Annotated in this window: 20 protein-coding genes, 1 other RNA gene, 1 pseudogene and 1 riboswitch; of the genes and pseudogenes, 5 read left to right on the forward strand and 17 right to left on the reverse strand. The window is 68.5% G+C overall.

Annotated elements, in window-relative coordinates; translation table 11 throughout:
* Position 1: 1 nt before the first annotated feature.
* From mraY to mraZ, 7 genes are read right to left on the reverse strand one after another with little or no spacing between them, the layout of a single operon-like run.
* The gene (mraY, locus tag RYM47_RS16820; RefSeq protein WP_068849228.1) at positions 2–1,087 is read right to left on the reverse strand and encodes a phospho-N-acetylmuramoyl-pentapeptide-transferase; all 1,086 of its coding nucleotides are present in this window, start codon (positions 1,085–1,087) and stop codon (positions 2–4) included.
* Positions 1,077–2,471, reverse strand: coding sequence for a UDP-N-acetylmuramoyl-tripeptide--D-alanyl-D-alanine ligase (gene murF, locus RYM47_RS16825; RefSeq protein ID WP_315389384.1), 1,395 nt, complete (start codon positions 2,469–2,471; stop codon positions 1,077–1,079). Before murF ends, mraY begins: the two co-directional genes overlap by 11 nt.
* Entirely contained in the window at positions 2,468–3,949 is a 1,482-nt protein-coding gene (locus RYM47_RS16830) for a UDP-N-acetylmuramoyl-L-alanyl-D-glutamate--2,6-diaminopimelate ligase (RefSeq protein ID WP_315389385.1), read from the reverse strand. The genes murF and RYM47_RS16830 overlap by 4 nt, the downstream gene beginning before the upstream one ends.
* Positions 3,946–5,793 (reverse strand): penicillin-binding transpeptidase domain-containing protein, encoded by a 1,848-nt coding sequence (locus RYM47_RS16835; RefSeq protein ID WP_315389386.1) that lies wholly within the window; start codon positions 5,791–5,793, stop codon positions 3,946–3,948. The genes RYM47_RS16830 and RYM47_RS16835 overlap by 4 nt, the downstream gene beginning before the upstream one ends.
* A complete protein-coding gene (ftsL, locus tag RYM47_RS16840; RefSeq protein ID WP_068849221.1) occupies positions 5,790–6,053 on the reverse strand; it encodes a cell division protein FtsL in 264 nt (87 codons plus the stop codon). The genes RYM47_RS16835 and ftsL overlap by 4 nt, the downstream gene beginning before the upstream one ends.
* Complete coding sequence (gene rsmH, locus RYM47_RS16845) at positions 6,050–7,018, reverse strand: 16S rRNA (cytosine(1402)-N(4))-methyltransferase RsmH (RefSeq protein ID WP_315389415.1); 969 nt, start codon at positions 7,016–7,018, stop codon at positions 6,050–6,052. The genes ftsL and rsmH overlap by 4 nt, the downstream gene beginning before the upstream one ends.
* 14 nt (positions 7,019–7,032) lie before the next feature.
* Complete coding sequence (gene mraZ, locus RYM47_RS16850; protein ID WP_070207774.1) at positions 7,033–7,479, reverse strand: division/cell wall cluster transcriptional repressor MraZ; 447 nt, start codon at positions 7,477–7,479, stop codon at positions 7,033–7,035.
* Between the two features lie 325 nt (positions 7,480–7,804).
* Between mraZ and RYM47_RS16855 the strand changes: the two genes are divergently transcribed.
* Positions 7,805–8,596 carry an NRDE family protein gene (locus RYM47_RS16855; protein ID WP_315389389.1) on the forward strand — a complete coding sequence of 264 codons (792 nt, stop codon included), beginning with the start codon at positions 7,805–7,807 and terminating at the stop codon, positions 8,594–8,596.
* 138 nt (positions 8,597–8,734) lie between these two features.
* Here RYM47_RS16855 and rnpB read toward each other — a convergent pair.
* Positions 8,735–9,090: RNase P RNA component class A (gene rnpB / locus RYM47_RS16860), an RNA gene on the reverse strand.
* A gap of 52 nt (positions 9,091–9,142) precedes the next feature.
* The gene (rsmI, locus tag RYM47_RS16865) at positions 9,143–9,964 is read right to left on the reverse strand and encodes a 16S rRNA (cytidine(1402)-2'-O)-methyltransferase (RefSeq protein WP_315389391.1); all 822 of its coding nucleotides are present in this window, start codon (positions 9,962–9,964) and stop codon (positions 9,143–9,145) included.
* Between the two features lie 68 nt (positions 9,965–10,032).
* Here rsmI and RYM47_RS16870 point away from each other — a divergent pair, with 68 nt between their 5' ends.
* The 3 genes from RYM47_RS16870 to RYM47_RS16880 all read left to right on the forward strand — a co-directional run bounded on the left by RYM47_RS16870 (position 10,033) and on the right by RYM47_RS16880 (position 13,553).
* A complete protein-coding gene (locus RYM47_RS16870; RefSeq protein ID WP_315389393.1) occupies positions 10,033–11,751 on the forward strand; it encodes a penicillin-binding protein activator in 1,719 nt (572 codons plus the stop codon).
* 7 nt (positions 11,752–11,758) lie between these two features.
* Complete coding sequence (locus RYM47_RS16875; protein ID WP_315389395.1) at positions 11,759–12,127, forward strand: YraN family protein; 369 nt, start codon at positions 11,759–11,761, stop codon at positions 12,125–12,127.
* 76 nt (positions 12,128–12,203) lie between these two features.
* The gene (locus tag RYM47_RS16880) at positions 12,204–13,553 is read left to right on the forward strand and encodes an FAD-linked oxidase C-terminal domain-containing protein (protein ID WP_315389397.1); all 1,350 of its coding nucleotides are present in this window, start codon (positions 12,204–12,206) and stop codon (positions 13,551–13,553) included.
* Here RYM47_RS16880 and thiL read toward each other — a convergent pair.
* The 5 genes from thiL to RYM47_RS16905 form a co-directional block, all read right to left on the reverse strand.
* Positions 13,548–14,519 (reverse strand): thiamine-phosphate kinase, encoded by a 972-nt coding sequence (thiL, locus tag RYM47_RS16885; protein WP_315389399.1) that lies wholly within the window; start codon positions 14,517–14,519, stop codon positions 13,548–13,550. The two genes, RYM47_RS16880 and thiL, sit on opposite strands and share 6 nt — an antisense overlap.
* Before the next feature lie 19 nt (positions 14,520–14,538).
* Complete coding sequence (nusB, locus tag RYM47_RS16890) at positions 14,539–15,018, reverse strand: transcription antitermination factor NusB (protein WP_102946377.1); 480 nt, start codon at positions 15,016–15,018, stop codon at positions 14,539–14,541.
* Positions 15,015–15,482: a 6,7-dimethyl-8-ribityllumazine synthase gene (gene ribH, locus RYM47_RS16895; protein WP_102946480.1), complete on the reverse strand. Its 468-nt coding sequence runs from the start codon at positions 15,480–15,482 to the stop codon at positions 15,015–15,017. The genes nusB and ribH overlap by 4 nt, the downstream gene beginning before the upstream one ends.
* A 183-nt stretch (positions 15,483–15,665) precedes the next feature.
* Entirely contained in the window at positions 15,666–16,781 is a 1,116-nt protein-coding gene (gene ribB / locus RYM47_RS16900) for a 3,4-dihydroxy-2-butanone-4-phosphate synthase (RefSeq protein WP_315389401.1), read from the reverse strand.
* Positions 16,778–17,389: a riboflavin synthase gene (locus RYM47_RS16905; RefSeq protein ID WP_315389403.1), complete on the reverse strand. Its 612-nt coding sequence runs from the start codon at positions 17,387–17,389 to the stop codon at positions 16,778–16,780. The genes ribB and RYM47_RS16905 overlap by 4 nt, the downstream gene beginning before the upstream one ends.
* 76 nt (positions 17,390–17,465) lie before the next feature.
* A riboswitch (FMN riboswitch) is annotated at positions 17,466–17,610 on the reverse strand.
* Between the two features lie 156 nt (positions 17,611–17,766).
* On the opposite strand from RYM47_RS16905, the gene RYM47_RS16910 reads away from it, so the two are divergent.
* Positions 17,767–18,399, forward strand: coding sequence for an outer membrane beta-barrel protein (locus tag RYM47_RS16910; protein ID WP_315389405.1), 633 nt, complete (start codon positions 17,767–17,769; stop codon positions 18,397–18,399).
* 72 nt (positions 18,400–18,471) lie between these two features.
* Here the strand turns inward: RYM47_RS16910 and ribD are convergent, their stop codons facing one another.
* The 3 genes and pseudogenes from ribD to glyA all read right to left on the reverse strand — a co-directional run.
* Positions 18,472–19,554, reverse strand: coding sequence for a bifunctional diaminohydroxyphosphoribosylaminopyrimidine deaminase/5-amino-6-(5-phosphoribosylamino)uracil reductase RibD (gene ribD / locus RYM47_RS16915; RefSeq protein ID WP_315389407.1), 1,083 nt, complete (start codon positions 19,552–19,554; stop codon positions 18,472–18,474).
* A 62-nt stretch (positions 19,555–19,616) separates the two neighbouring features.
* A complete protein-coding gene (gene nrdR, locus RYM47_RS16920; protein WP_145481508.1) occupies positions 19,617–20,138 on the reverse strand; it encodes a transcriptional regulator NrdR in 522 nt (173 codons plus the stop codon).
* A gap of 148 nt (positions 20,139–20,286) precedes the next feature.
* A pseudogene (gene glyA, locus RYM47_RS16925) lies at positions 20,287–20,501 on the reverse strand (serine hydroxymethyltransferase); the annotation flags it as partial.

Raw genomic sequence — 20,501 nt, forward strand, 5'->3', positions numbered from 1 at the left:
CTCAGCGCACCTTCAACGTAGCCAGGCCGATCAGCACGAGCACGACGGAGATGATCCAGAAGCGCACGATCACGCGCGGCTCCGGCCAGCCCTTCAGTTCGAAGTGGTGATGGATCGGCGCCATGCGGAACACGCGCTTGCCGGTCAGCTTGAACGAGGCGACCTGGATCATCACCGACAGCGTTTCGATCACGAACACGCCGCCCATGATCACCAGCACCAGCTCCTGGCGGGTGATCACGGCGATGGTGCCGAGCACCGCACCCAGCGCCAGCGCGCCGATGTCGCCCATGAACACCATGGCCGGGTAGGTGTTGAACCACAGGAAGCCCAGGCCCGCGCCGGCGATCGCCGCGCAGATGATGACCAGTTCACCGGCGCCCGGAATCTGCGGGATCTGCAGGTAGTTGGAGAACACCACGTTGCCCGAGGCATAGGCGAACACGCCCAGCGCGCAGGCGACCAGCACGGTCGGCATGATCGCCAGCCCGTCCAGGCCGTCGGTCAGGTTGACCGCGTTGGAGAAGCCGACGATCCAGAAGTAGGCGATGGCCACGAAGCTGATCCCGGCCAGCGGCAGCGCCACCGACTTGAACATCGGGATATAGAAGGTCAGCGCCGCCGGCACGTCGGCGGTGTAGAACAGGAACAGGCCGGCGGCCAGGCCGAAGATCGACTGCAGCAGGTACTTCCAGCGCGACTTCAGGCCATTCGGATCGCGGCGCACGATCTTGATCCAGTCGTCGTACCAGCCGATCGCGCCGAAGCACAGCATCACTGCCAGCACCACCCACACGTAGCGATTGCGCAGGTCGGCCCACAGCAGCACCGACAGGGTGATCGTGAGCAGGATCAGCGAACCGCCCATGGTCGGCGTGCCGGCCTTGGAGAAGTGGGTCTGCGGACCGTCGGTACGGATCGGCTGGCCGCCCTTGAACTGGGCCAGCTTGCGGATCATCGCCGGGCCCAGCCACAGCGACAGGAACAGCGCGGTGAGCGCGGCGAGAATGCCGCGCAGGGTCAGGTAGCCGAACAAGCCGAACAGGCTCTCCAACTGCTGCAGCCATCGAGCCAGTTCAAGCAACATGGGGGGTTTCCTCTCCTCGCGCCAGCAGCGCTTTCACAATCTTGTCCATGGCGCTGCCGCGCGAGCCCTTGACCAGGCAGCGCACGCCAGCATGCAGTTCGTCGGCCAGCGCCGCGGCGAGCGCGTCGTGGCTCTGGAAGTGGCGGCCGCCCTCGCCGAACGCCTGCGATGCCGCAGCGCTCAGGGCGCCCAGGGTGTACAGGCGCTTCAGCCCGGCCTCGCGTGCACGGCGACCGGCCTGCGCGTGCAGGGCCTCGCCATCCGGGCCGAGTTCGCGCATGTCGCCCAGCACCAGCCAGGCTTCGTCCTTCGACGCGGCCAGCGCGTCGATGGCGGCGGCCAGCGAACCGGGGTTGGCGTTGTAGCTGTCGTCGATCAGCACCGCGCCGCTGGGCAGGCGGTGCGCGATCTGGCGGCCCGGCACCGGTTCGGCACGGGCCAGGCCGGCGGCGATGCTGTCCAGGCCAATGCCGGCGGCCAGCGCCAGCGAGGCCGCGGCCAGAGCGTTGCTGATGTTGTGGCGACCCGGCAGGGCGAGCGCAATGCTGACCGCGCCGGTCGGGGTGACCAGGTTGAACTGGCTGCCGTCGGCGGTCGGCCGGATCGCCTGGGCCGTGACGTCGGCACTGTGGTCCAGCGCATAGCGCAGCACACGGCTGCGCGGCGGTTGGCCAACCACGTGCTGTTCGAACCAGGCGCCGAAGGCGTCGTCGGCATTGATCACCGCCACGCCGTCGGCCGGCAGGGCGGCGTAGATCGCACCCTTGGTGCTGGCCACACCCTGCAGGCTGCCCATCCGCTCCAGGTGCGCCGGGGCGATGTTGTTGACCAGCGCGTATTGCGGGCGGGCGATGTCGGTCAGGTAGGCGATGTCGCCCGGCTTGCCCGCGCCCATCTCATAGATGGCGAAGTCGGCGTCTTCCGGGGCGTCGATCACCGCCAGCGGCAGGCCGATCTCATTGTTGCGGTTGCCCGGGTTGGCGTAGACGACCGCGCCACGTTCGCGCGCGACCTGCTCCAGGATCGCCAGCAACAGGCTCTTGACGCTGGTCTTACCGTTGCTGCCGGTGATCGCGAACACCGCGGCGCTGCGGTCGCGCTGCATGCCGGCCGCGATGCGCCCGAGTGCATGTTCGCTGTCGCCGACCAGGATCTGCGGGACGGCGACGTCGAGCAGGCGTTCGACCAGCATCGCGCTGGCGCCGCGCGCAACCGCGTCGGCAGCGAAGTCATGGCCGTCGAAACGTTCGCCACGCAGGGCCACGTACAGGCTGCCCGGTGCGAGGGTGCGGGTGTCATTGCTGATGGCGTCGATGGCGGTGTCTTCGCCATGGATCTCGCCACCGGCCCAATGCGCGATCAGCGACAGCGGGGTGCGCTTCATCGTGCGCCCTCCTGCCGCTGCGACAGCACGCGGGCCGCCACCTCGGTGTCGTTGAACGGGTACTGCACACCGCAGATCTCCTGGTAGGGCTCGTGGCCCTTGCCGGCGATCAGCACGATGTCGCCCTCGCCCGCCTGGCCGATCGCCGTGGCGATCGCTGCGGCGCGATCGCGCTGCACGGTGGCTGCGGTGGGGTTGGCCAGGCCGGCCACGATGTCGGCAACGATGACGTCGCCGTCTTCGCCGCGCGGGTTGTCGTCGGTGACGATCACGACATTGGCCAGGCGCTCGGCGATGGCGGCCATCTGCGGGCGCTTGCCGGTATCGCGTTCGCCACCGCACCCGAACACGCAGAACAGGCGCCCGGCCAGGTGGCCATGCAGGCTGTCCAGCGCCTGTTCCAGCGCGTCGGGGGTGTGCGCGTAGTCGATGACCACGGTCGGCTGGCCGTCCGTGCCGCCGAGCCGGTTCATGCGCCCGGCGATCGGCTGCAGCTGCGACAGCAGCGCGGCGAGGTCGGCCGGTGCGTGGCCCAGCGCGAACAGCGCACCGGCCACGCAAAGCAGGTTGTCCACGTTGAAGCGGCCCAGCAGCGGCGACTGCACCGGGTGGCGCGCGCCGTCGACCACCAGGTCGAAGGCGATGCCGCGGCCGTCCAGGCGCAGCGAGTCCGCACGCAGGGTGGCGTGCTGCGCGCCGCGCGAGCTGACCCCGATCTGCTGCACGCCCGCGTCGACAGTGCGCAGCAGTTCGCTGCCGAAGCTGTCGTCCAGGTTCACCACCGCCGCCTTCAGGCCGGCACGGTGGAACAGCTTGGCCTTGGCCGCACCGTACCGGGCCATGTCGCCGTGGTAGTCGAGATGGTCGCGGGTGAGGTTGGTGAACACCGCCACGTCGTAGTGCACGGCATCCACGCGGCCCTGGTCGAGCGCGTGCGAACTGACTTCCATCGCCACCGCGCGCGCACCCTGGTCGCGCAGCTGCGCCAGCACTTCATGCATCTGCAGCACCAGCGGGGTGGTGAAGCCGGTCGGCACCACGTTGCCGTACAGGCCCACGCCGAGCGTGCCGATGCTGCCACTGGCGGTGCCAAGCAGGTGCCAGGCCTGGGCCAGCAGCTGCACGGTGGAGGTCTTGCCGTTGGTGCCGGTCACCCCGACCATCGTCATCGCGCGCGACGGATGGCCATGGAACTGGTCGGCCATGCCGCCCATGCGCTGGCGCAGCCCCGGCACGGCAATGGCGTCGGCCGGCGCCGGCAGCTCGGCCGGGGCCGGCGGGTCGAACAGGATCGCGGCCGCACCGGCGGCGCGCGCCTGGTCGACGAAGCCCAGCCCGTGCGCGCCGAAACCGGCAATTGCCACGAAGGCGTTACCGGGGCGTACCGCGCGGCTGTCCAGCACCAGGCCGGTGATCGACGGGTCGTGGCTGAGCACCACATCGGGAAGCAACTGCGAAAGCAACATCATCTGGCTCATTGCGTGCCTCCCTGCGCGGGCGGCAACGTGGCGTGCGCGCTGGGCAGCGCGGCATCGAATTCGGCGGCGGCATCGGGGGCGACCACGGCCTCGGCCGGCGGCGGACTCGGCAGCGAGGCAGCGGCGTGGCCCATCTTCCCGGACTGCTGCGCGGCCAGCCAGGAATCGATATCGTCCGGCGGCACGTCCATCAGACGCAGCGCGCCTTCCATGACGTTGTGGAACACCGGCGCCGAGACCAGGCCACCGTAGTACTTGCCGGCCTGCGGGTCGTTGATGACGATCACCGTGGCGAAGCGCGGGTTGCTGGCCGGCACCACGCCGGCGAACAGCGCGTTGTAATGACCACGCTCGTAGCCGCCGGGGCCTGCCTTGCGCGCGGTACCGGTCTTGCCGGCCACGTGGTAGCCCAGCACCGCGGCCTGCTTGGCGCCGCCCTGGGTGACCACGGTTTCCATCATCGCCACGACTTCCTTGGCGACGTTCTCGTCGATGATCTGCTTGCCTTCGTTGCGCTGGCCCTTGACGAAGGTCGGGGCGATCAGCTTGCCGCCGTTGCCCAGCGCCGAATATGCGGTGGCGATCTGCAGCGGGGTGACGTTCAGGCCGTAGCCGTAGGACATGGTGGTCTTGGACGAACCGCTCCAGCGCGCCGGGCGCGGGAACACGCCGGCCGATTCGCCGGGGAAGCCGCTGTGCGGCGACGAGCCGTAGCCGAAGCTGTGCACATGGTCGTAGAACACCTGGTCGGGCATCTTCGCGGCGATCTTGGCCGCGCCGATGTTCGAGCTGCGGGTGATCACGCCGGTCACGTTGAGCACGCCGTTGTTGCGCGGCACGTCCTTGATCGTATAGCGACCGATCGCCATGTAGCCCGGGTTGGTGTCGACCGTGGTGTCCTTGGTGACCACGCCGGACTGCAGCGCCGAGGCGATGGTCAGCGGCTTCATGGTCGAACCGGGTTCGACCAGGTCGGTCACCGCGCGGTTGCGGCGGGTATCGGGCGCGGCGCCGCCCACCGAATTGGGGTTGTAGGTCGGCAGGTTGACCATCGCCAGCACTTCGCCGGTGGCCACGTCCATGATCACCATCGAACCGCCAGCGGCCTTGTTCTCGATCAGCGCGTTGCGCAGCTCCTTGAACGCCAGGAACTGGATGCGGCGGTCGATGCTGAGGGTGAGGTCCTTGCCCGGCTCCGCGGCGCGCAGCAGGTCGCTTTCGACGGTGTCGCCCTTGCGGTTGCGGATCACGCGCTTGGCGCCGGCCTTGCCGCGCAGCCATTCGTCGAAGGCCAGCTCCAGCCCTTCCTGGCCGCGGTCGTCGATATTGGTGAAGCCGAGCACGTGCGCCATCGCCTCACCCTGCGGGTAGAAGCGACGGAACTCGCGCTGCGAGGCCACGCCCGGAATCTTCAGTGCCACCACTTTCTCTGCATCGTCCGGGTTGATCCGGCGGCGCAGGTACATGAATTCCTTGTCGGCCTTCTGGCTGAGCCTGGTGGAGAGCTCATCCAGCGGCATGCCCAGCGCGGTGGCCAGCTCCGGAATGCGGTCCGGGGCGCGCATCAGTTCCTGCGGATTGACCCAGATCGAGGCGACCGGGGTCGACACCGCCACCGGTTCGCCATTGCGGTCGGTGATCATGCCGCGCGAGGTGTTGATCGGCAGTTCGCGCAGGTAACGCGCTTCGCCCTGGCGCTGGTAGAAGTCGCTGTTGACCAGCTGCACGTAAGCCGCGCGGCCGACCAGCGAGACCGAGCACAGGCCCAGCGCCAGTCCGACCCACTTCAGGCGCTGGCGCAGGTTGAAGCTGTTGCGGGCACGGTTGCGGCCGGTCTTGTTCATGGCCGCACCACCACGACATCGGCCGCTTCCGGGAACTTCATGCCCAGCCGCTCGCGGGCCACGCGGTCGACGCGGGTGGCTTCGGCCAGGGTCGCCTGCTCCAGCTGCAGCCGGCCGAATTCAATGTTCAGTTCGTCGCGGGCGCGCTCCACGCGCGACAGCTCGACGAAGGTCTGCCGGTGACGGTGGCGCATGAACACCACACCGATCGCCGAGGCGATGGTGCAGGCCAGCAGCACGACCAGCAGCAGGCGGCTCATGCAGCCACCGCGCGCTTTTCGGCCACGCGCAGCACCGCGCTGCGCGAGCGCGGATTGACCGCCAGCTCGTCGTCCTCGGCCTTGATGGCACCGCCGACCAGGTCCAGCGTCGGCACGAACGCGGCCAGCTCGGGCAGCCGGCGGTTGCTCGGCGGCGCCTTGGCGTGGCGGTTCATGAACTGCTTGACGATGCGGTCTTCCAGCGAATGGAAGCTGATCACCGCCAGCCGGCCACCGGGCTTGAGCCGCGCCATCGCCGCGTCCAGGCCGGCTTCAAGGTCGGCCAGTTCGCGGTTGATATGGATGCGGATGGCCTGGAAGCTGCGCGTGGCCGGGTGGATCTTGTCCTTGCCACGCGGCATCACCGAGGCGATCAGCTCGGCCAGTTCGGCGGTGCGGGAGAAGGGCTGCTTGTCGCGGCGCGCGATGATCGCACGGGCAATGCGGCGGCCCTGGCGCTCTTCGCCGTAGGTCCACAGCACATCCATCAGCTCGCGCTCTTCCACGCGGTTGAGCCACTGCGCCGCGCTTTCGCCGCTGTCCGGGTCCATGCGCATGTCCAGCGGACCGTCCTTGCCGAAGCTGAAACCGCGCTCGGCCACGTCCAGCTGCGGCGAGGACACGCCCAGGTCGAACAGCACCCCGTCCAGGCCCTCGGCGGTTTCGTTCCAGTGCAGCAGGTCGGCGAAGCTGCCACGGAAGATCGCCACGCGCGGGTCCGGCGCGAAATCGCGCTCGGCTACCGCAATCGCTTCGGGATCCTTGTCCATGACCAGCAGCCGGCCTCCGGGACCGAGTTGCTCGAGCACGCCGCGGGCATGGCCGCCACGACCAAACGTGCCATCGAGATACGTTCCGTTTTCGATCACCTTCAGGCCATCCAGGACCTGCGTGTACAGGACCGGCAGGTGGCCCGCCGGCGACTGCGACACCGGAAGGTGACCGGTCTGCGCGCCTCCGCGCACCCGGGCACCCCGGCTCACAACTTCAAATCGAGCAACCCGTCGCCCAGATCCGTGTCAGACAACGTCTGCTGGATCAATGCGCGATGAGCCTGCTCGCTCCACAATTCGAATTTGTCGCCCATGCCGAGCAACACCGCCTTCTTTTCAATGCCAACGGCACCACGGTGGCTGGCCGGAATACTGATGCGACCGTTGCCGTCCAGCTCCAGATGCGCGGCCGAACCGACCAGCTTCTGTTGCAGCAGGCGCACGACGCGCTGTGTGTTGGGCTTGGCCATGACGTCGTCGCGGACCCGCTCCCACTCCTGCTCGGCGTACAGCCACAGGCAGCCGGACTCGAAGGGGTTGTAGGTCAGGACCAGCCGGTTGTTGCTCACGCGCGCGACCAGGTCACGATGCGCGGTCGGAACCGCCATGCGCCCTTTGTCGTCAACTGTGATGGCCGTCTCGCCCTGAAACACGACGCGTGCACCTTTCCTTCGCCCGGATGAAACATTGAACCACGAAAAACCACAAAAAACCCGGTTTCTCCTCTGTTGCCCACCTTAGCAGCGGTCATGGGGTTGTCAACAGTTTTGCGGACGGGAAATCGCCTTGGACATCAAGGGCTTGCAGCAATGTTTAGAGACTTGTTCAAGGCTTATCCACAAGTTGCTGTTTCGTCTCAATTTTTGAGATTGGGTCGAAGTTCAGGCCTGTGGAGGCCGCGTGAAACCTCCATGCGCATTCAGTCGGCACCTCGTCGCAACCAACCCGTTTCTGCGCAGATTCGGCACAATGCGGGCCATGTGTCTGCTCGCCCTGGCCTGGAAGGTCCACCCCCGCTGGCAGTTGCTGATGGCCGGCAACCGCGATGAATTCCACCAGCGCCCGACCGCGGCGCTTGCCGCCTGGCCGGCGCCGGACCGTGGTGTTCTGGCCGGTCGCGACCTGCGGTCGGGCGGTACCTGGGCCGGCGTGGGTGCAGACGGCCGCATGGCCGTGGTAACCAACGTGCGCGACCCCCTGGCGCTGCAGGTTGGGCCGTCGCGTGGCGCACTGGTGGCCGACTACCTGCGCGCGACCACTCCGGCCGCCGACTTCATGGACATCCTCACCCGGGATGCGGCGTCCTTCGCGCCGTTCAATCTGTTGCTGGCCGACCGCGACAGCTGCCAGTTCCTGGGCAACCACCCGTTGCTGAAGCAGGGGCTGGCACCCGGCGTCCACGGCATGTCCAACGGACCACTCGACGCGCCCTGGCCGAAGACACTGCGCCTGAACGCCGCGATGCAGGCCTGGATCGACGCCGGCCGCGAGGACCTTTCCCCCCTGTGGGCGGCCCTGGCCGACGAAACGCGTGCCGACGACAGCACCCTGCCCGACACCGGGATCGGTGTGGAACGCGAACGCTGGTTGTCCTCGGCGTTCATCCGCAGCCCGGAGTACGGCACCCGCGCCAGCACGGTGATCGCACTGGACGCGGACGGCCATGGGTTCATCCGTGAGCGTCGGTTCGACCCCTCCGGTGCGTGCATCGGCGAAACCGCACTGACCGTCGGCCCCGACGCGCCGGTGCCGATGCCCGCTGGCGGGTAAACGGGAAGCCCCCCGCGCGTCAGCATCCGCATCCGCATCCGCTGACCTGTCGTTCGAGGCCAAAATTCCGACGTTTAGACGTATCGAAGCCACCCGTCCGGCATTCAAGACGCCGGACGGGTGATATCGAAAGAAGAGCGACGAAGCAGGCCGATAAGCCGGGTTTTGTCGTGGACAGTCATTCTTCTAGGCGCCACGTCACCGTGACGCTCAAGCAACCTACCCGGTCCCGACGCGGGCCGCGCCATGAGGACCCTATTTGGTCTTGCTCCAGGTGGGGTTTGCCGTGCCGGTCTGTTGCCAGACTCGCGGTGCGCTCTTACCGCACCATTTCACCCTTACCGGCTCCCCGAGGGGAACGTAGGCGGTATCTTTCTGTTGCACTTTCCGTCGGCTCGCGCCGCCCAGGCGTTACCTGGCACCTTGCCCTGCGGAGCCCGGACTTTCCTCGGCATCCCGTTTGACCGGAATGACGCGACTGCCTGGCCTGCTTCGTCGCACTCATCTTAACACCGTTCGGAGTGCGGCTCCTGAAGCACCTGGCGCTTACGACCCGTACAACGCCTTGCGCGGCGCGCCGGTCAATTCTGCCGCCAGCTTGGCCGCCGTCGACGGCGGCAGGTGTTCGCTGAGCTTGGCGTACACCCTCCGACCTTCGGCCAGCTGCGCGTCTTCATCGTTCGCTGCGCCCTGCACCATCACCACGAATTCGCCTTTGCGCTGGTTATCGTCGGCTTCCACCCGCTGCAGCAGGCTGGCGAGGTCACCGTCGAGCACGGTTTCGAACAGCTTGGTGAGCTCGCGTGCGAGCACCGCAGGACGGTCCGCGCCGAATGCGGCAACCATGTCCGCGAGCGACTCCGCGATGCGGTGTGAGGATTCGTAGAACACCAGGGTGCGGGTTTCCCCCGCCAGGGCCTGCAGGCGTTCGCGGCGACCCGAGCCCTTGGCCGGCAGGAACCCTTCGAACGTGAAGCGGTCGCTGGGCAGGCCGGCCACGCTGAGCGCAGCAATCGCCGCACAGGCGCCCGGCACCGGGCTGACCCGGATGCCCGCCGCGCGCGCGGCCCGCACCAGCCGGTAGCCGGGGTCGCTGACCAGCGGCGTACCGGCATCGCTGACCAGGGCCAGCGACTCACCGGCCTGCAGGCGCGCCACGATGCGCTGCGCGAGCACCTCCTCGTTGTGATCGTGCAGGGCCACCAGCGGCTGCTGGATGCCGAAGTGGCCCAGCAGCTGACCGGTGCGGCGGGTGTCCTCGGCGCAGATCGCGGCCACCGAGCGCAGGACCTCCTGGGCCCGGGGCGTCAGGTCGGCCAGGTTGCCGATCGGGGTGGCAACGACATACAGCGTGGGGACAGCACTCATCGCTACGGCACTCACAGGTCAAGGGTAGAATCCTAACGTGTACGAGACCCCATCGAATGGACCTGATCATGAACAAGCCCGCCGCACGGATCTCCGCCCTGTCGTTGTCGCTGCTGCTGCTCGCCGGCTGCGCCACGACCAGCCTGACCAGCGCCCCGGATTCGCCGGCGCAGAGCCAGGCCTTGGCGCTGATCGACCAGGGCAAGCCGCGTGACGCGGCGGTGCAGCTCGAAGCGCTGGCCAACACCCTGCGCGGCAACGCACGCAGCGCGGTGCTTGCCGACGCGGCCTTTGCCTGGCACGAGGCCGGCGACAACGCCCGCGCGCGCACCCTGCTGACCCAGGTCAGCGCGCGCCAGCTCAGCGGCGCCAGCCTGCAGCGCTTCCACCTGACCAGCGCCGAGCTTGCGCTGGCCGACAAACAGCCGGCGCAGGCGCTGACCTTCCTGAAGGAATCTTCGGATACCGTGGCCGCCCCGCTGCGCACGCGCTGGCAGCTGGCCCGCGCCAACGCGCTGCAGGCCACCGGCGATGCAATCGGCGCAGCCACCGAGCGCGCCCGTGCGCATGCCGCGCTCAGCGGCCAGGCCCGAGCCGACAACCAGCAGGCCATTGCCGGCCTGCTCGGCACCCTGGATGACGCCACCCTGCGCGCACGCGCCGCCGCGCTGCCGGCCAACGAGCCGCTGTACAACTTCGCGGGCCGTGCGCTGATCGCACGCGGCTTGCCGCTGCCGCGCCCGTTCGACCGCGACGGCGTGGCCCAGTTCGATACCAGCAAGCGTGCGCCGGCAATGTCCGACGGCTACCGGCCGCCGGTGAAGATGGCGGTGCTGCTGCCGCTCAGCGGCCGCCTCGCGACCGCGGCGCAGCCGGTGCGTGACGGCCTGCTCAGCGGTTACTACGGCGAAAGCCGCCAGCGCCCGGACATCCAGTTCATCGACACCGCCGGGACCCCGGACGGCGCCATTGCCGCGTATGACAAGGCGGTCGGCGCCGGCGCGGACTTCATCGTCGGCCCACTCGGCCGCGACGAAGTGGACGCGGTGTTCGGTCGCGCCCAGCTGCCGGTACCGGTACTGGCCTTGAACCGCGGCAAGAGCAGCCCGCCGGCCGGCAGCGCCGGTTTCTCGCTGGCGCCGGAAGACGACGGCATCATCGCCGCCGAATTCCTGCGCAGCCGCGAGCGCAGCAAGGTGCTGGTGCTCCACAGCAATGACGACAATGGCCGGCGCACCGCCGCCGCCTTCCGCGAACGCTTTACCCAGCGCGGTGGCCAGGTGCTGGCCACGGTGGGCGTGAACGATGCGGTCGGCGATATCAGCGCGCAGGTGCGTGCCGCCGGTGCGGTGGACGGCGTACTGCTGGCAGTGAAGGCACCGCAGGCGCGCGCGCTGGCGCCGCAGCTGGCCCTGGCCGGCGTGGGCGGCGCCACCCGCGTGGGCACCTCGCAGCTCACCCTGGGTACCGGCAAGCCGGAAGAAGACATGGCGCTGGACGGCATCGTCTATCCGAACGAAGCCTGGAACGTCCGTGGCGTCGCCGGCCTACCCTCGGCCGCTACCGCCGGGCAGATGCTGCCGACCGCGCGCGGTGCCGCCGGGCGCCTGTTCGCGTTCGGCTTCGATGCGTGGAAGATCAGCGCGTACCTGGACAAGGTCGCCAACGAAGGCGGCCTGGCCGGCGCCACCGGCACCCTGTTCCTGGACAGCAACGGCAACGTGCTGCGGGTGCCGGCGTGGTCGACGTTCAGCGGCGGCCGCCCGATGCCGGTGGCCAGCAACTGAGTGTGGCGTGCCCACCGAACGGGCACAGCGGGGCGCGGCGGTGGAGACCGCGGCGCTCGATCACCTGCGTAGCGCCGGATTACGGCCGCTTGCGCGCAACGTGCGCTACAAGGGCGGTGAGCTGGACCTGGTGATGCGCGATGGCGGCACCACGGTGTTTGTTGAAGTCCGCTACCGCGCTACCGACAGCTTTGGCGGCGGTGCGGCGTCGGTGGACCTGCGCAAGCGGCGCAAGCTGGTGCTGGCGGCGCAGCTGTTCCTGATGTCGCATCCGGAGCTGGCGCGCGGGCCGTGCCGGTTTGACGTGGTGGAGGCCGGTGGCGAGCCACCGCGATTGAATTGGCTGCGCGACGCGTTCCGGTTGGAGGATTGTTGATGATCATTCGAATGATGGGGGGCTGCGCGGGACACGCGTGGCGTGTCGCTACGTGAACGGTGCGTTTGTCGCGTTGATGCGGACGTTGCTTGGTGAGGACGGTTGGCGCACCGATGACGCCGCACTGGCCGCGCATGCGCAGGACAATTCGTGGCGGCATGCGCTGCCGGCCGGCGTCGCACTGCCCACCACGCGCGAGCAGGTGGTGGCCATCGTGCAGGCCTGCCGCGCCCACGCGGTACCGATCGTCGCGCGCGGCGCCGGCACCGGTACCACCGGTGCCGCCGTGCCAGTCACTGGCAGCATCGTGCTGTCGCTGGCGCGCATGAACCGCATTCTCGAGATCCAGCCGGGCAACCGCTGCGCGGTGGTGGAACCGGGCGTGCTCAACGGCGACCTGCAGCACGCGCTGGTGGAACACGGCCTGTTCTGGGCGCCGGACCCGTCCAGTGCGGACATCTGCAGCATCGGCGGCAACCTGGCCTGCAATGCCGGCGGCCCGCGCGCGGTCAAGTACGGCACCAGCCGCGACAACGTGCTCGGCCTGGTGGCGGTGACCGGTACCGGTGAGCTGATCCAATGCGGCGGCGCCTACACCAAGGACGCCACCGGCTACGACCTGACCCACCTGCTGGTGGGCAGCGAGGGCACGCTGGCCGTGATCGTCGAAGCCACGTTGAAACTGACCCCGTTGCCGGTCACCCAGGCCGGGTTGCGCGTGCTCTACCGCGATGCCGATGCGGCGGCCGCCGCCGTGTCGCGGCTGATGGCGCAACCGGTGGTGCCTACCCGCCTGGAATTCATGGATGCGCGCAGCCTGGAGCTGCTGCGCCGGAACGGCGCCGAGGTGCCGCCCGCCGGCGCGATGCTGCTGGTCGAAGCCGATGGCGACCACGACACCCTGCCCTACCTGCTGCAGGCGCTGGCCACTTCGGCCGAAGGCGACGGCATGCTGGCGCTGGACGTGGCGATGGAAGGCAGCGCGCGCGAGAAACTATGGGCGGCGCGCAAAGCGCTTTCGCCGGCGCTGCGCAGCATCGCTCCGGGCAAGATCAACGAAGACGTGGTGGTACCGGTGTCGCGCATTCCCGACCTGGTTGCCGGGGTGCAGGCCTTGGCGCAGCAGCATGCCCTGACCATCGTCACCTTCGGCCATGCCGGCAACGGCAACCTGCACGTCAACATCCTGTACCACCCCGACGACGCCGACGAGAACGCGCGCGCGCACGCCGCGCTGCCGAAGATCTTCGAACTCACGCTGGCGTTGGGCGGTACGCTGTCGGGCGAACATGGGATCGGACTGGCCAAGCGCGATTTCATGGCGCAGGCGTTTACGCCGGCTACGCTCGGGGCGATGCGGGCGATCAAGCAGGCGCTGGATCCGGACGGGATCCTCAATCCGGGAAAGGTGTTGCCGCCCTCATAGCTCGTTGAAGTGTTCGTAGCCGCTTGGGCCACTGGGTTCGCTGCCGGTGCTTACGCCCTGCCCGGCCACGATCGCGCCGACCCGCGTGAGCGGCAGCGCCAAACGACTGGCCAGGTCAGCCAGCGCTGCGCGTTGTGCAGGCGCGGCGGTGAAACACAGTTCGTAGTCGTCGCCACCGCGCAGCGCGGCGTCGCGTGCATGGGTCAGGCCGATGCGGGCGCGCGCGGCTGCGGAGATGGGCAGCAGTCCGGGATCGATCAGCGCGCCGACGCCACTGCGCTCGCAGATGTGGCCGAGATCGGCCAGCAGGCCGTCGGAGATATCCACCGCGGCATGCGCCAGTCCCGACAACGCGGTGCCCAGCGCTACCCGTGGCGTCGGCCGTGCCAGGCGTTGGCGCAGGAAATCCACCTGCGCATCGCCGGCCGGGGTGCGCACATCCAACGTACCGCCCTGCCAGGCGCGAAGCGCGACGGCGGCGTCACCCAGTGTGCCACTGACCCAGATGTCGTCGCCGACCTGCGCGGCATCGCGGCGAAGCGCGGTGCCCGCCGCCACCTGCCCCATCGCGGTGACCGACAGCGACAGCGGGCCGCGCGTGGTGTCGCCGCCGACCAGCACGATGTCATGCAGGTCGGCAAGGGCGAAGAACCCATCGGCAAACGCATCCACCCACTCTGTTTCTGCGTCGGGCAGCGACAACGCCAGAACGCACCAGGACGGGCGCGCGCCCATCGAGGCCAGGTCGGACAGGTTCACCGCCAGGGTTTTCCAGCCGATGTCGTACGGCGGGGTTTCGGCCGGAAAATGCACGCCGCTGTTGAGCGTGTCGGCGGTCACCACCAGCTGCTCGCCGGGGCGCGGCTGCAGCAGCGCGGCATCGTCGCCGATGCCGAGCACCACGTCGGCACGCGCGCGGGTGCGCGTGCGGATGCGTTCGATCAGGGAGAATTCGGCAAGGGACATGGCATGCCCGGGCCGCGGCTCAGTGTCCGCTTTCGGTCTTGCGCCACTCGACCGCCGCGCGGTCCAGCACACCGTTGACATAGGTGTGGCCGTGTTCGGAACCGAAGCGCTTGGTCGACTCGATCGCTTCGTTGATCACCACGCGGTACGGCACGTCCTGGCGGTACAGCAGTTCATAGGCGGCCACGCGCAGCGCGGCGCGCTCGATCGCATCGACTTCGTCGATGCCGCGGTCCACGAACGGATCCAGCGCTTCGTCCAGGCTCTTGCGGTGGTCCAGCACGCCGTGCACCAGCGCCTCGAAATAAGCCAGGTCGGCGATTTCGCGGGCCTGTTCGTGGGCGAACTGGGCGATCACCGACTGCGCATTGCCGCCGGAGATCTGCCACGCGTAGATGGCCTGCAGGGCACGACGGCGCGCGCGCGAGCGCAGCACGGGGTCGATGCCATCGCGGCGGACCGGCTTGCCGGAGGGCTTGCCCGGGTTTGGTTTGTTCACGGCAACTGCTCCAGAAGATTGACCATTTCCAACGCCGTCAGTGCGGCTTCTTCACCCTTGTTGCCGTGGCTGCCGCCGGCGCGCGCTTCGGCGTCCTCGGCACGTTCCACCGCCAGCACGCCATTGAGCACCGGCACGCCGAAGTCCAGCTGCACGCGCATCAGGCCTTCGGCGCAGCCATCGGCCACGTGTTCGTAGTGGCGGGTGTCGCCGCGGATCACACACCCCAGGGCGATGATCGCGGCATGTTCATGCGCGGCGGCCAGGCGGGCGGCCACCAGCGGCAGTTCCCAGGCGCCCGGGACGCGGATCACGTCGATGGCCGCTTCCTCGATGCCGTTGCCGGCCAGGCTCTGGCGCGCGCCGGCCACCAGCACGTCGGTGATGCGGGCGTTCCAGCGGCTGGCAAGGATGGCGAAACGGGCCTGTTCCGGTGTCCGGAGATCGCCTTCAAAGTGGCTCATGGTCGGCGTGGGGTCCATTTAATAGATGAATATTCTAGCGCATGGCCGCGTGTGGCCGGGTTGTCGCGCGTCAAGGGAGAGGTCTGGTGGAGAAGCCCCCTGAGTCAGGGGGCTGCCGCGAAGCGGCGGGGGTCTGGGTGATGGTAAGAGGGGCCCGCGATTTGCAAAGCAAATCGTGGGGCGTCAGCGCGCATGCGGTGACGGGTTCCCCACGGTGTCGATGATTTCCAGGCCGTAGCCGGCCAGGCCGATCTGGCGGCGCGGGGTGCCGAGCACGCGCAGCTTGCCCAGACCCAGGTCGGACAGGATCTGGGCGCCGGCACCGTTGCGGCGCCACTGGCTCACGTCCTTGTCCTTGCCCGGGGTGACCGGCTGCGGTTGCTGGCGCAGGCGGGCCAGCAGGCTGTTGCTGTCGCGCGGGGCCGACAGCACCACCATCACGCCACGCTCGGCGGCCGCGATGGCACGCAGGGCGTCGGTGGCGGCCACACCGAAATCATCGCGGCGCCAGTGCAGCAGGTCGGCCAGCGGGTTCTCCACCTGTACCCGGACCAGGGTCGGCTCGGTGTCCGGCGTGCCGCGCACCAGGGCGAAATGCAGGTCGTGGGCGATCCGGTCGCGGTAGGTGACCAGCTTGAACGGGCCGAACTCGGTGTCGATCTCGCGCTCGTCAACGCGTTCGACGGTCTTTTCGGTGGCCAGGCGGTGGGCGATCAGGTCGGCGATCGAGCCGATCTTCAGGCCGTGCTCGCGGGCGAACACCTCCAGCTCCGGGCGACGCGCCATGCTGCCGTCGGGGTTGAGGATCTCGACCAGCACGCCGGCCGGTTCCAGCCCGGCCAGCATGGCCAGGTCGACGCCCGCTTCGGTGTGGCCGGCACGGGTCAGCACGCCGCCCGGCTGGGCGATCAGCGGGAAGATGTGGCCCGGCTGGTGCAGGTCGGCCGGCTTGGCGTCGGGTTTCACCGCGGTGCGGATGGTATGCGCGCGGTCGTAGGCGGAGATGCCGGTGGTGACGCCCTCGGCGGCCTCGATGCTCACCGTGAAGTTGGTCTGGAACTGCGCGGTGTTGGCTTGGACCATCGGCGCCAGGCCGAGATCGGCCGCCCGCTCGCGGGTCAGCGGCAGGCACACCAGGCCGCGGCCGTGGGTGACCATGAAGTTGATGTCCGACGGCTTGACCAGCTCGGCGGCCATGATCAGGTCGCCTTCGTTCTCGCGGTCTTCGTCGTCGACGATGACCACCATGCGGCCGAGGCGGATGTCCTCGAGGATCTCCGGGATGGGGGCGAAATTCATGCGCGGGCTTCCTGTGCCGGGAGGGCGATCAAGCGTTCGACGTAACGGGCGACCAGGTCGATTTCCAGGTTCACCGCGCTGCCCACGCCGGTGCCGGCAAAGGCGGTGTTCGCCACGGTGTGCGGGATCAGTGCTACTTCGAAGCCGGCATCGTCCACTTCGTTGACGGTCAGGCTGACCCCGTCCACGCAGATAGACCCCTTCTTGGCGATGTAGCGCAGCAGCCCGGCCGGGGCGGCAAAGCGCCAGCGTTGGGCGCGCGCGTCCTCATGGATGGACAGCACCTGGCCCAGGCCGTCGACATGGCCGCTGACCAGGTGGCCGCCAAGGCGGTCGGTCGGGCGCATCGCGCGTTCCAGGTTGATCACCGCACCGGGGGCGAGCTGGCCTAGGGTGGTCAGGCCGAGCGTCTCGGTCGAGGCATCGGCCTGGAACGAGGTCGCGTCGAAGGCGACCACGGTCAGGCACACGCCGTTGATGGCGATGCTCTCGCCCATCTGAACGTGCTCGAACGGCAGGCTGCCGACATGGAAGGTGAAGCGGACATCGCCGCCAAGGGGATCGCGAGCGGCCAGGTGGCCGACGCCTTCGATGATTCCAGTAAACACTAACGTTCTCCGCGAAAAGTGAGCGAAAAACGCCGCAAGGCAAACAGGCGGGCGCAGGGCCGCGAAGGCCCTGTAGCACCGTCTTCTCTCATCCGGACTATACCGTCGGCTCCGGCATCGGACCGGATCTGCTGACCTTCCGGCGGAACCGGAAGCGCTCGCGGGCTCGTGCTTGCGCACCTACCGCCGGTGGGGAATCGCACCCCGCCCTGAAGACGTTTGTATACCGGCGAACCGGCGCGGCCATTGTAGCAGCGCTGGCTGAGCGGCTGCTTTCTGTGAACTTTTTGTTAAGATGCGCCCCGCACGGCGATGACCGCCGCGCTGCCGCCCGCAATGGGTCGGCTGAAATGGACCTCACTTTCCAAGGAATTCGAATGCGCAAGATCATCGCCCTGGCCGCCGCCCTGCTGGCTGCCGCCCCGCTCTCCGCCGTTGCGGCCGACAGCATGAGCTACACCTGGGTCGAAGGCGGCTGGACCCAGCAGCAGATCAGCAACCCGGGCAGCAATCCCAAGCTGGACGGCGGCTACATCCGCGGTTCGTTCGCGATCGCCGAGCAGGTCTACGTGTTTGGTGGCTACAGCACCACGTCCAAGACCTACCACCTCGAAGACGACATCGGCGAGTTCCGCCTCAAGAACACGCTGGAACAGCCCGAGCTGGGCATCGGCTACCACATGCCGCTGACCGACCGCCTGGACTTCACCGCAGACGCTGCCTGGACCCGCATCAACAACGAGGTCAAGTTCGATGACGGCATCGAAACCGACACCGTGAAGTTCCACACCAATGCAGGTCGCGGCTCGCTGGGCCTGCGCGGCAAGCCCTCGCGCGCCACCGAAGCCTGGCTGAAAGCCGGCTACATCGACGGCAGCGACATGGACGGCGTGTGGATCGGCACCGTGGGCGGCCAGGTCAGCTTCAACCGTAACTGGGGCATCGTAGGCGAAGTGCAGTACTACGACGACGTGACCCAGTACTCGGTAGGCGTGCGCGCGAGCTTCTGAGTTACTGATCGGGCTGCGCTCAACCGCGCCATGATCGACGGGCCCCGCAAGGGGCCCGTTTTTTTTTGCCGCTCAGCCGCGCAGCAGCAACCGCAGGTCTTGACCGACCTGGCGCTGGTCCACCACACGCAATCGACGCTGCTGCTCCATGGCGTGGATGCCCAGTCCGCCCAGCAGCGGCCTGCCGTGCTCGCCCAGCAGGGTCGGTGCCTGGTAGAGAAGCAGTTCGTCTACCCAGCCACCGGCCAGCAGCGCACCCGACAGGGTGGCGCCGGCCTCGGTATGTACTTCGTTGATGCCGCGGTCGGCCAGCAGGGCCAGTACCGCAGTCAGGTCCAGGCGGCCGTCAACGCTGGGCACGCTGGCGAATTCGGCATCGGCGGCGTCCGGCGCGCTGACCGATGCGTCATGCAGGTACAGGGTGGGCGCCCCACCCTCGCGGACCCGGGCGCATTCCAGCGAACGCAACCGGGAATCCAATACCACCCGCAGCGGCGGGATCACCTCGGTGTCGACCAGGCGAACGGTGAGCTGAGGGTCGTCGGCGAGCACGGTGTCGGCGCCGGTGAGGATCGCGCCCGCGCGCGCCCGCCAGCGCTGCACGTCTTCGCGGGCTGCGTCGCCGGTGATCCACTTAGAGGTGCCGTCGGCCATTGCCGTGCGCCCGTCCAGGCTGGCGGCCAGCTTGACCCGCAGCCAGGGGCGGCCGCGCTCAAAGCGCGACAGGAAACCGAGGTTGAGCTCGCGCGCCTGCGCCGCCATCAGCCCTTCGGCGACGGCGATGCCCGCTTCGCGCAGCAGGTTGAAACCGCCACCGTCGACCTTCGGGAACGGGTCGCGCATGGCCGCTACGACCCGTGAAACGCCGGCCTCGATCAGGGCCAGCGCGCACGGCGGCGTGCGACCGTGATGCGCGCAGGGTTCCAGGGTGACGTAGGCGGTGGCGCCCCGCGCTTCGGCGCCGGCCTGGCGCAATGCGAATACTTCGGCATGCGGCCCGCCGGTGCGCTGGTGCCAGCCCTCGCCGACCACGCGGTCGTCGTGGGCGATGACGCAACCCACCACGGGGTTGGGCCGGGTGGTGAAGCGGCCGCGTTCGGCCAGGCGCAGGGCGCGCGCCATGTGCAGGTGGTCGAGGGTGGTGAAGGTGGTCATTACCGGATGGTAATGCAGGAGGCTGCAGTAGGCCGCGAGGAGCAGCGGGGCAGAGCCCCGCTCTACCCTTTCTTTTTCTTGGTGAGGGCGATCACGTCGCCCAGCAGCTGCAGCTGTTCGGTGCTGGAGGGCAGCTCGCGTTCGAGCTTTTCGATTTCTTCGCGGAAGTCGGCGACGTCTTCGAAGCTGCGGTAGACCGAGGCAAACCGAACATAGGCGACGTGGTCGAGCTTGCGCAGTTCGTTCATGACGAACTCGCCGACCTTGATCGAGGGAATTTCGCGTTCGCCGCACATGCGCAGCTGCTGCATCACCGCGCGTACTGCCAGTTCAATCTTGTCTTCGGGGACCGGGCGCTTCTGCAGGGCGCGATCGAAGCCGACCCGCAGCTTGCGCGCGTCGAACTGCTCACGGCTGCCATCGCTTTTGACGATGGCCGGCAGCTTCAGTTCGATGGTCTCCAGGGTGCTGAAGCGCTCGTTGCATGCCTCGCACTCGCGCCGACGGCGGATCGTCGCGCCGTCTTCGGAGACGCGCGAGTCGATCACCCGGGTATCGGCATGCTGGCAGAACGGACAGTACATGGAACGCCTTGCATCAGGAAAACGTCATGCCGTGGTCACGGCAGCGTCGCAACGGTACCTGAGAAGACTTCAGCGTACAAATCGGGACGTGGTTCATGGTTCAGCCCCAAGGCAACGGCGGCAGGCGCCGCTGCCCCGGGGTGCTGCATCAACCGTAGACCGGGTACTTGCGGCACTGGGCGCTGACCGCGTCGCGGACGCGGGCGATCACCGCCTCATCGGCCGGCGCGTCGAGCACATCGGCGATCAGGGTGGCCAGTTCCACGCAGTCCTGCTCGGTATAGCCACGGGTGGTCACCGCCGGGGTGCCCAGGCGCAGGCCCGAGGTCACGAACGGCGAACGCGGGTCGTTCGGCACCGAGT

Source organism: uncultured Stenotrophomonas sp. (assembly GCF_963519125.1).
In the GTDB taxonomy this organism is placed as follows: domain Bacteria; phylum Pseudomonadota; class Gammaproteobacteria; order Xanthomonadales; family Xanthomonadaceae; genus Stenotrophomonas.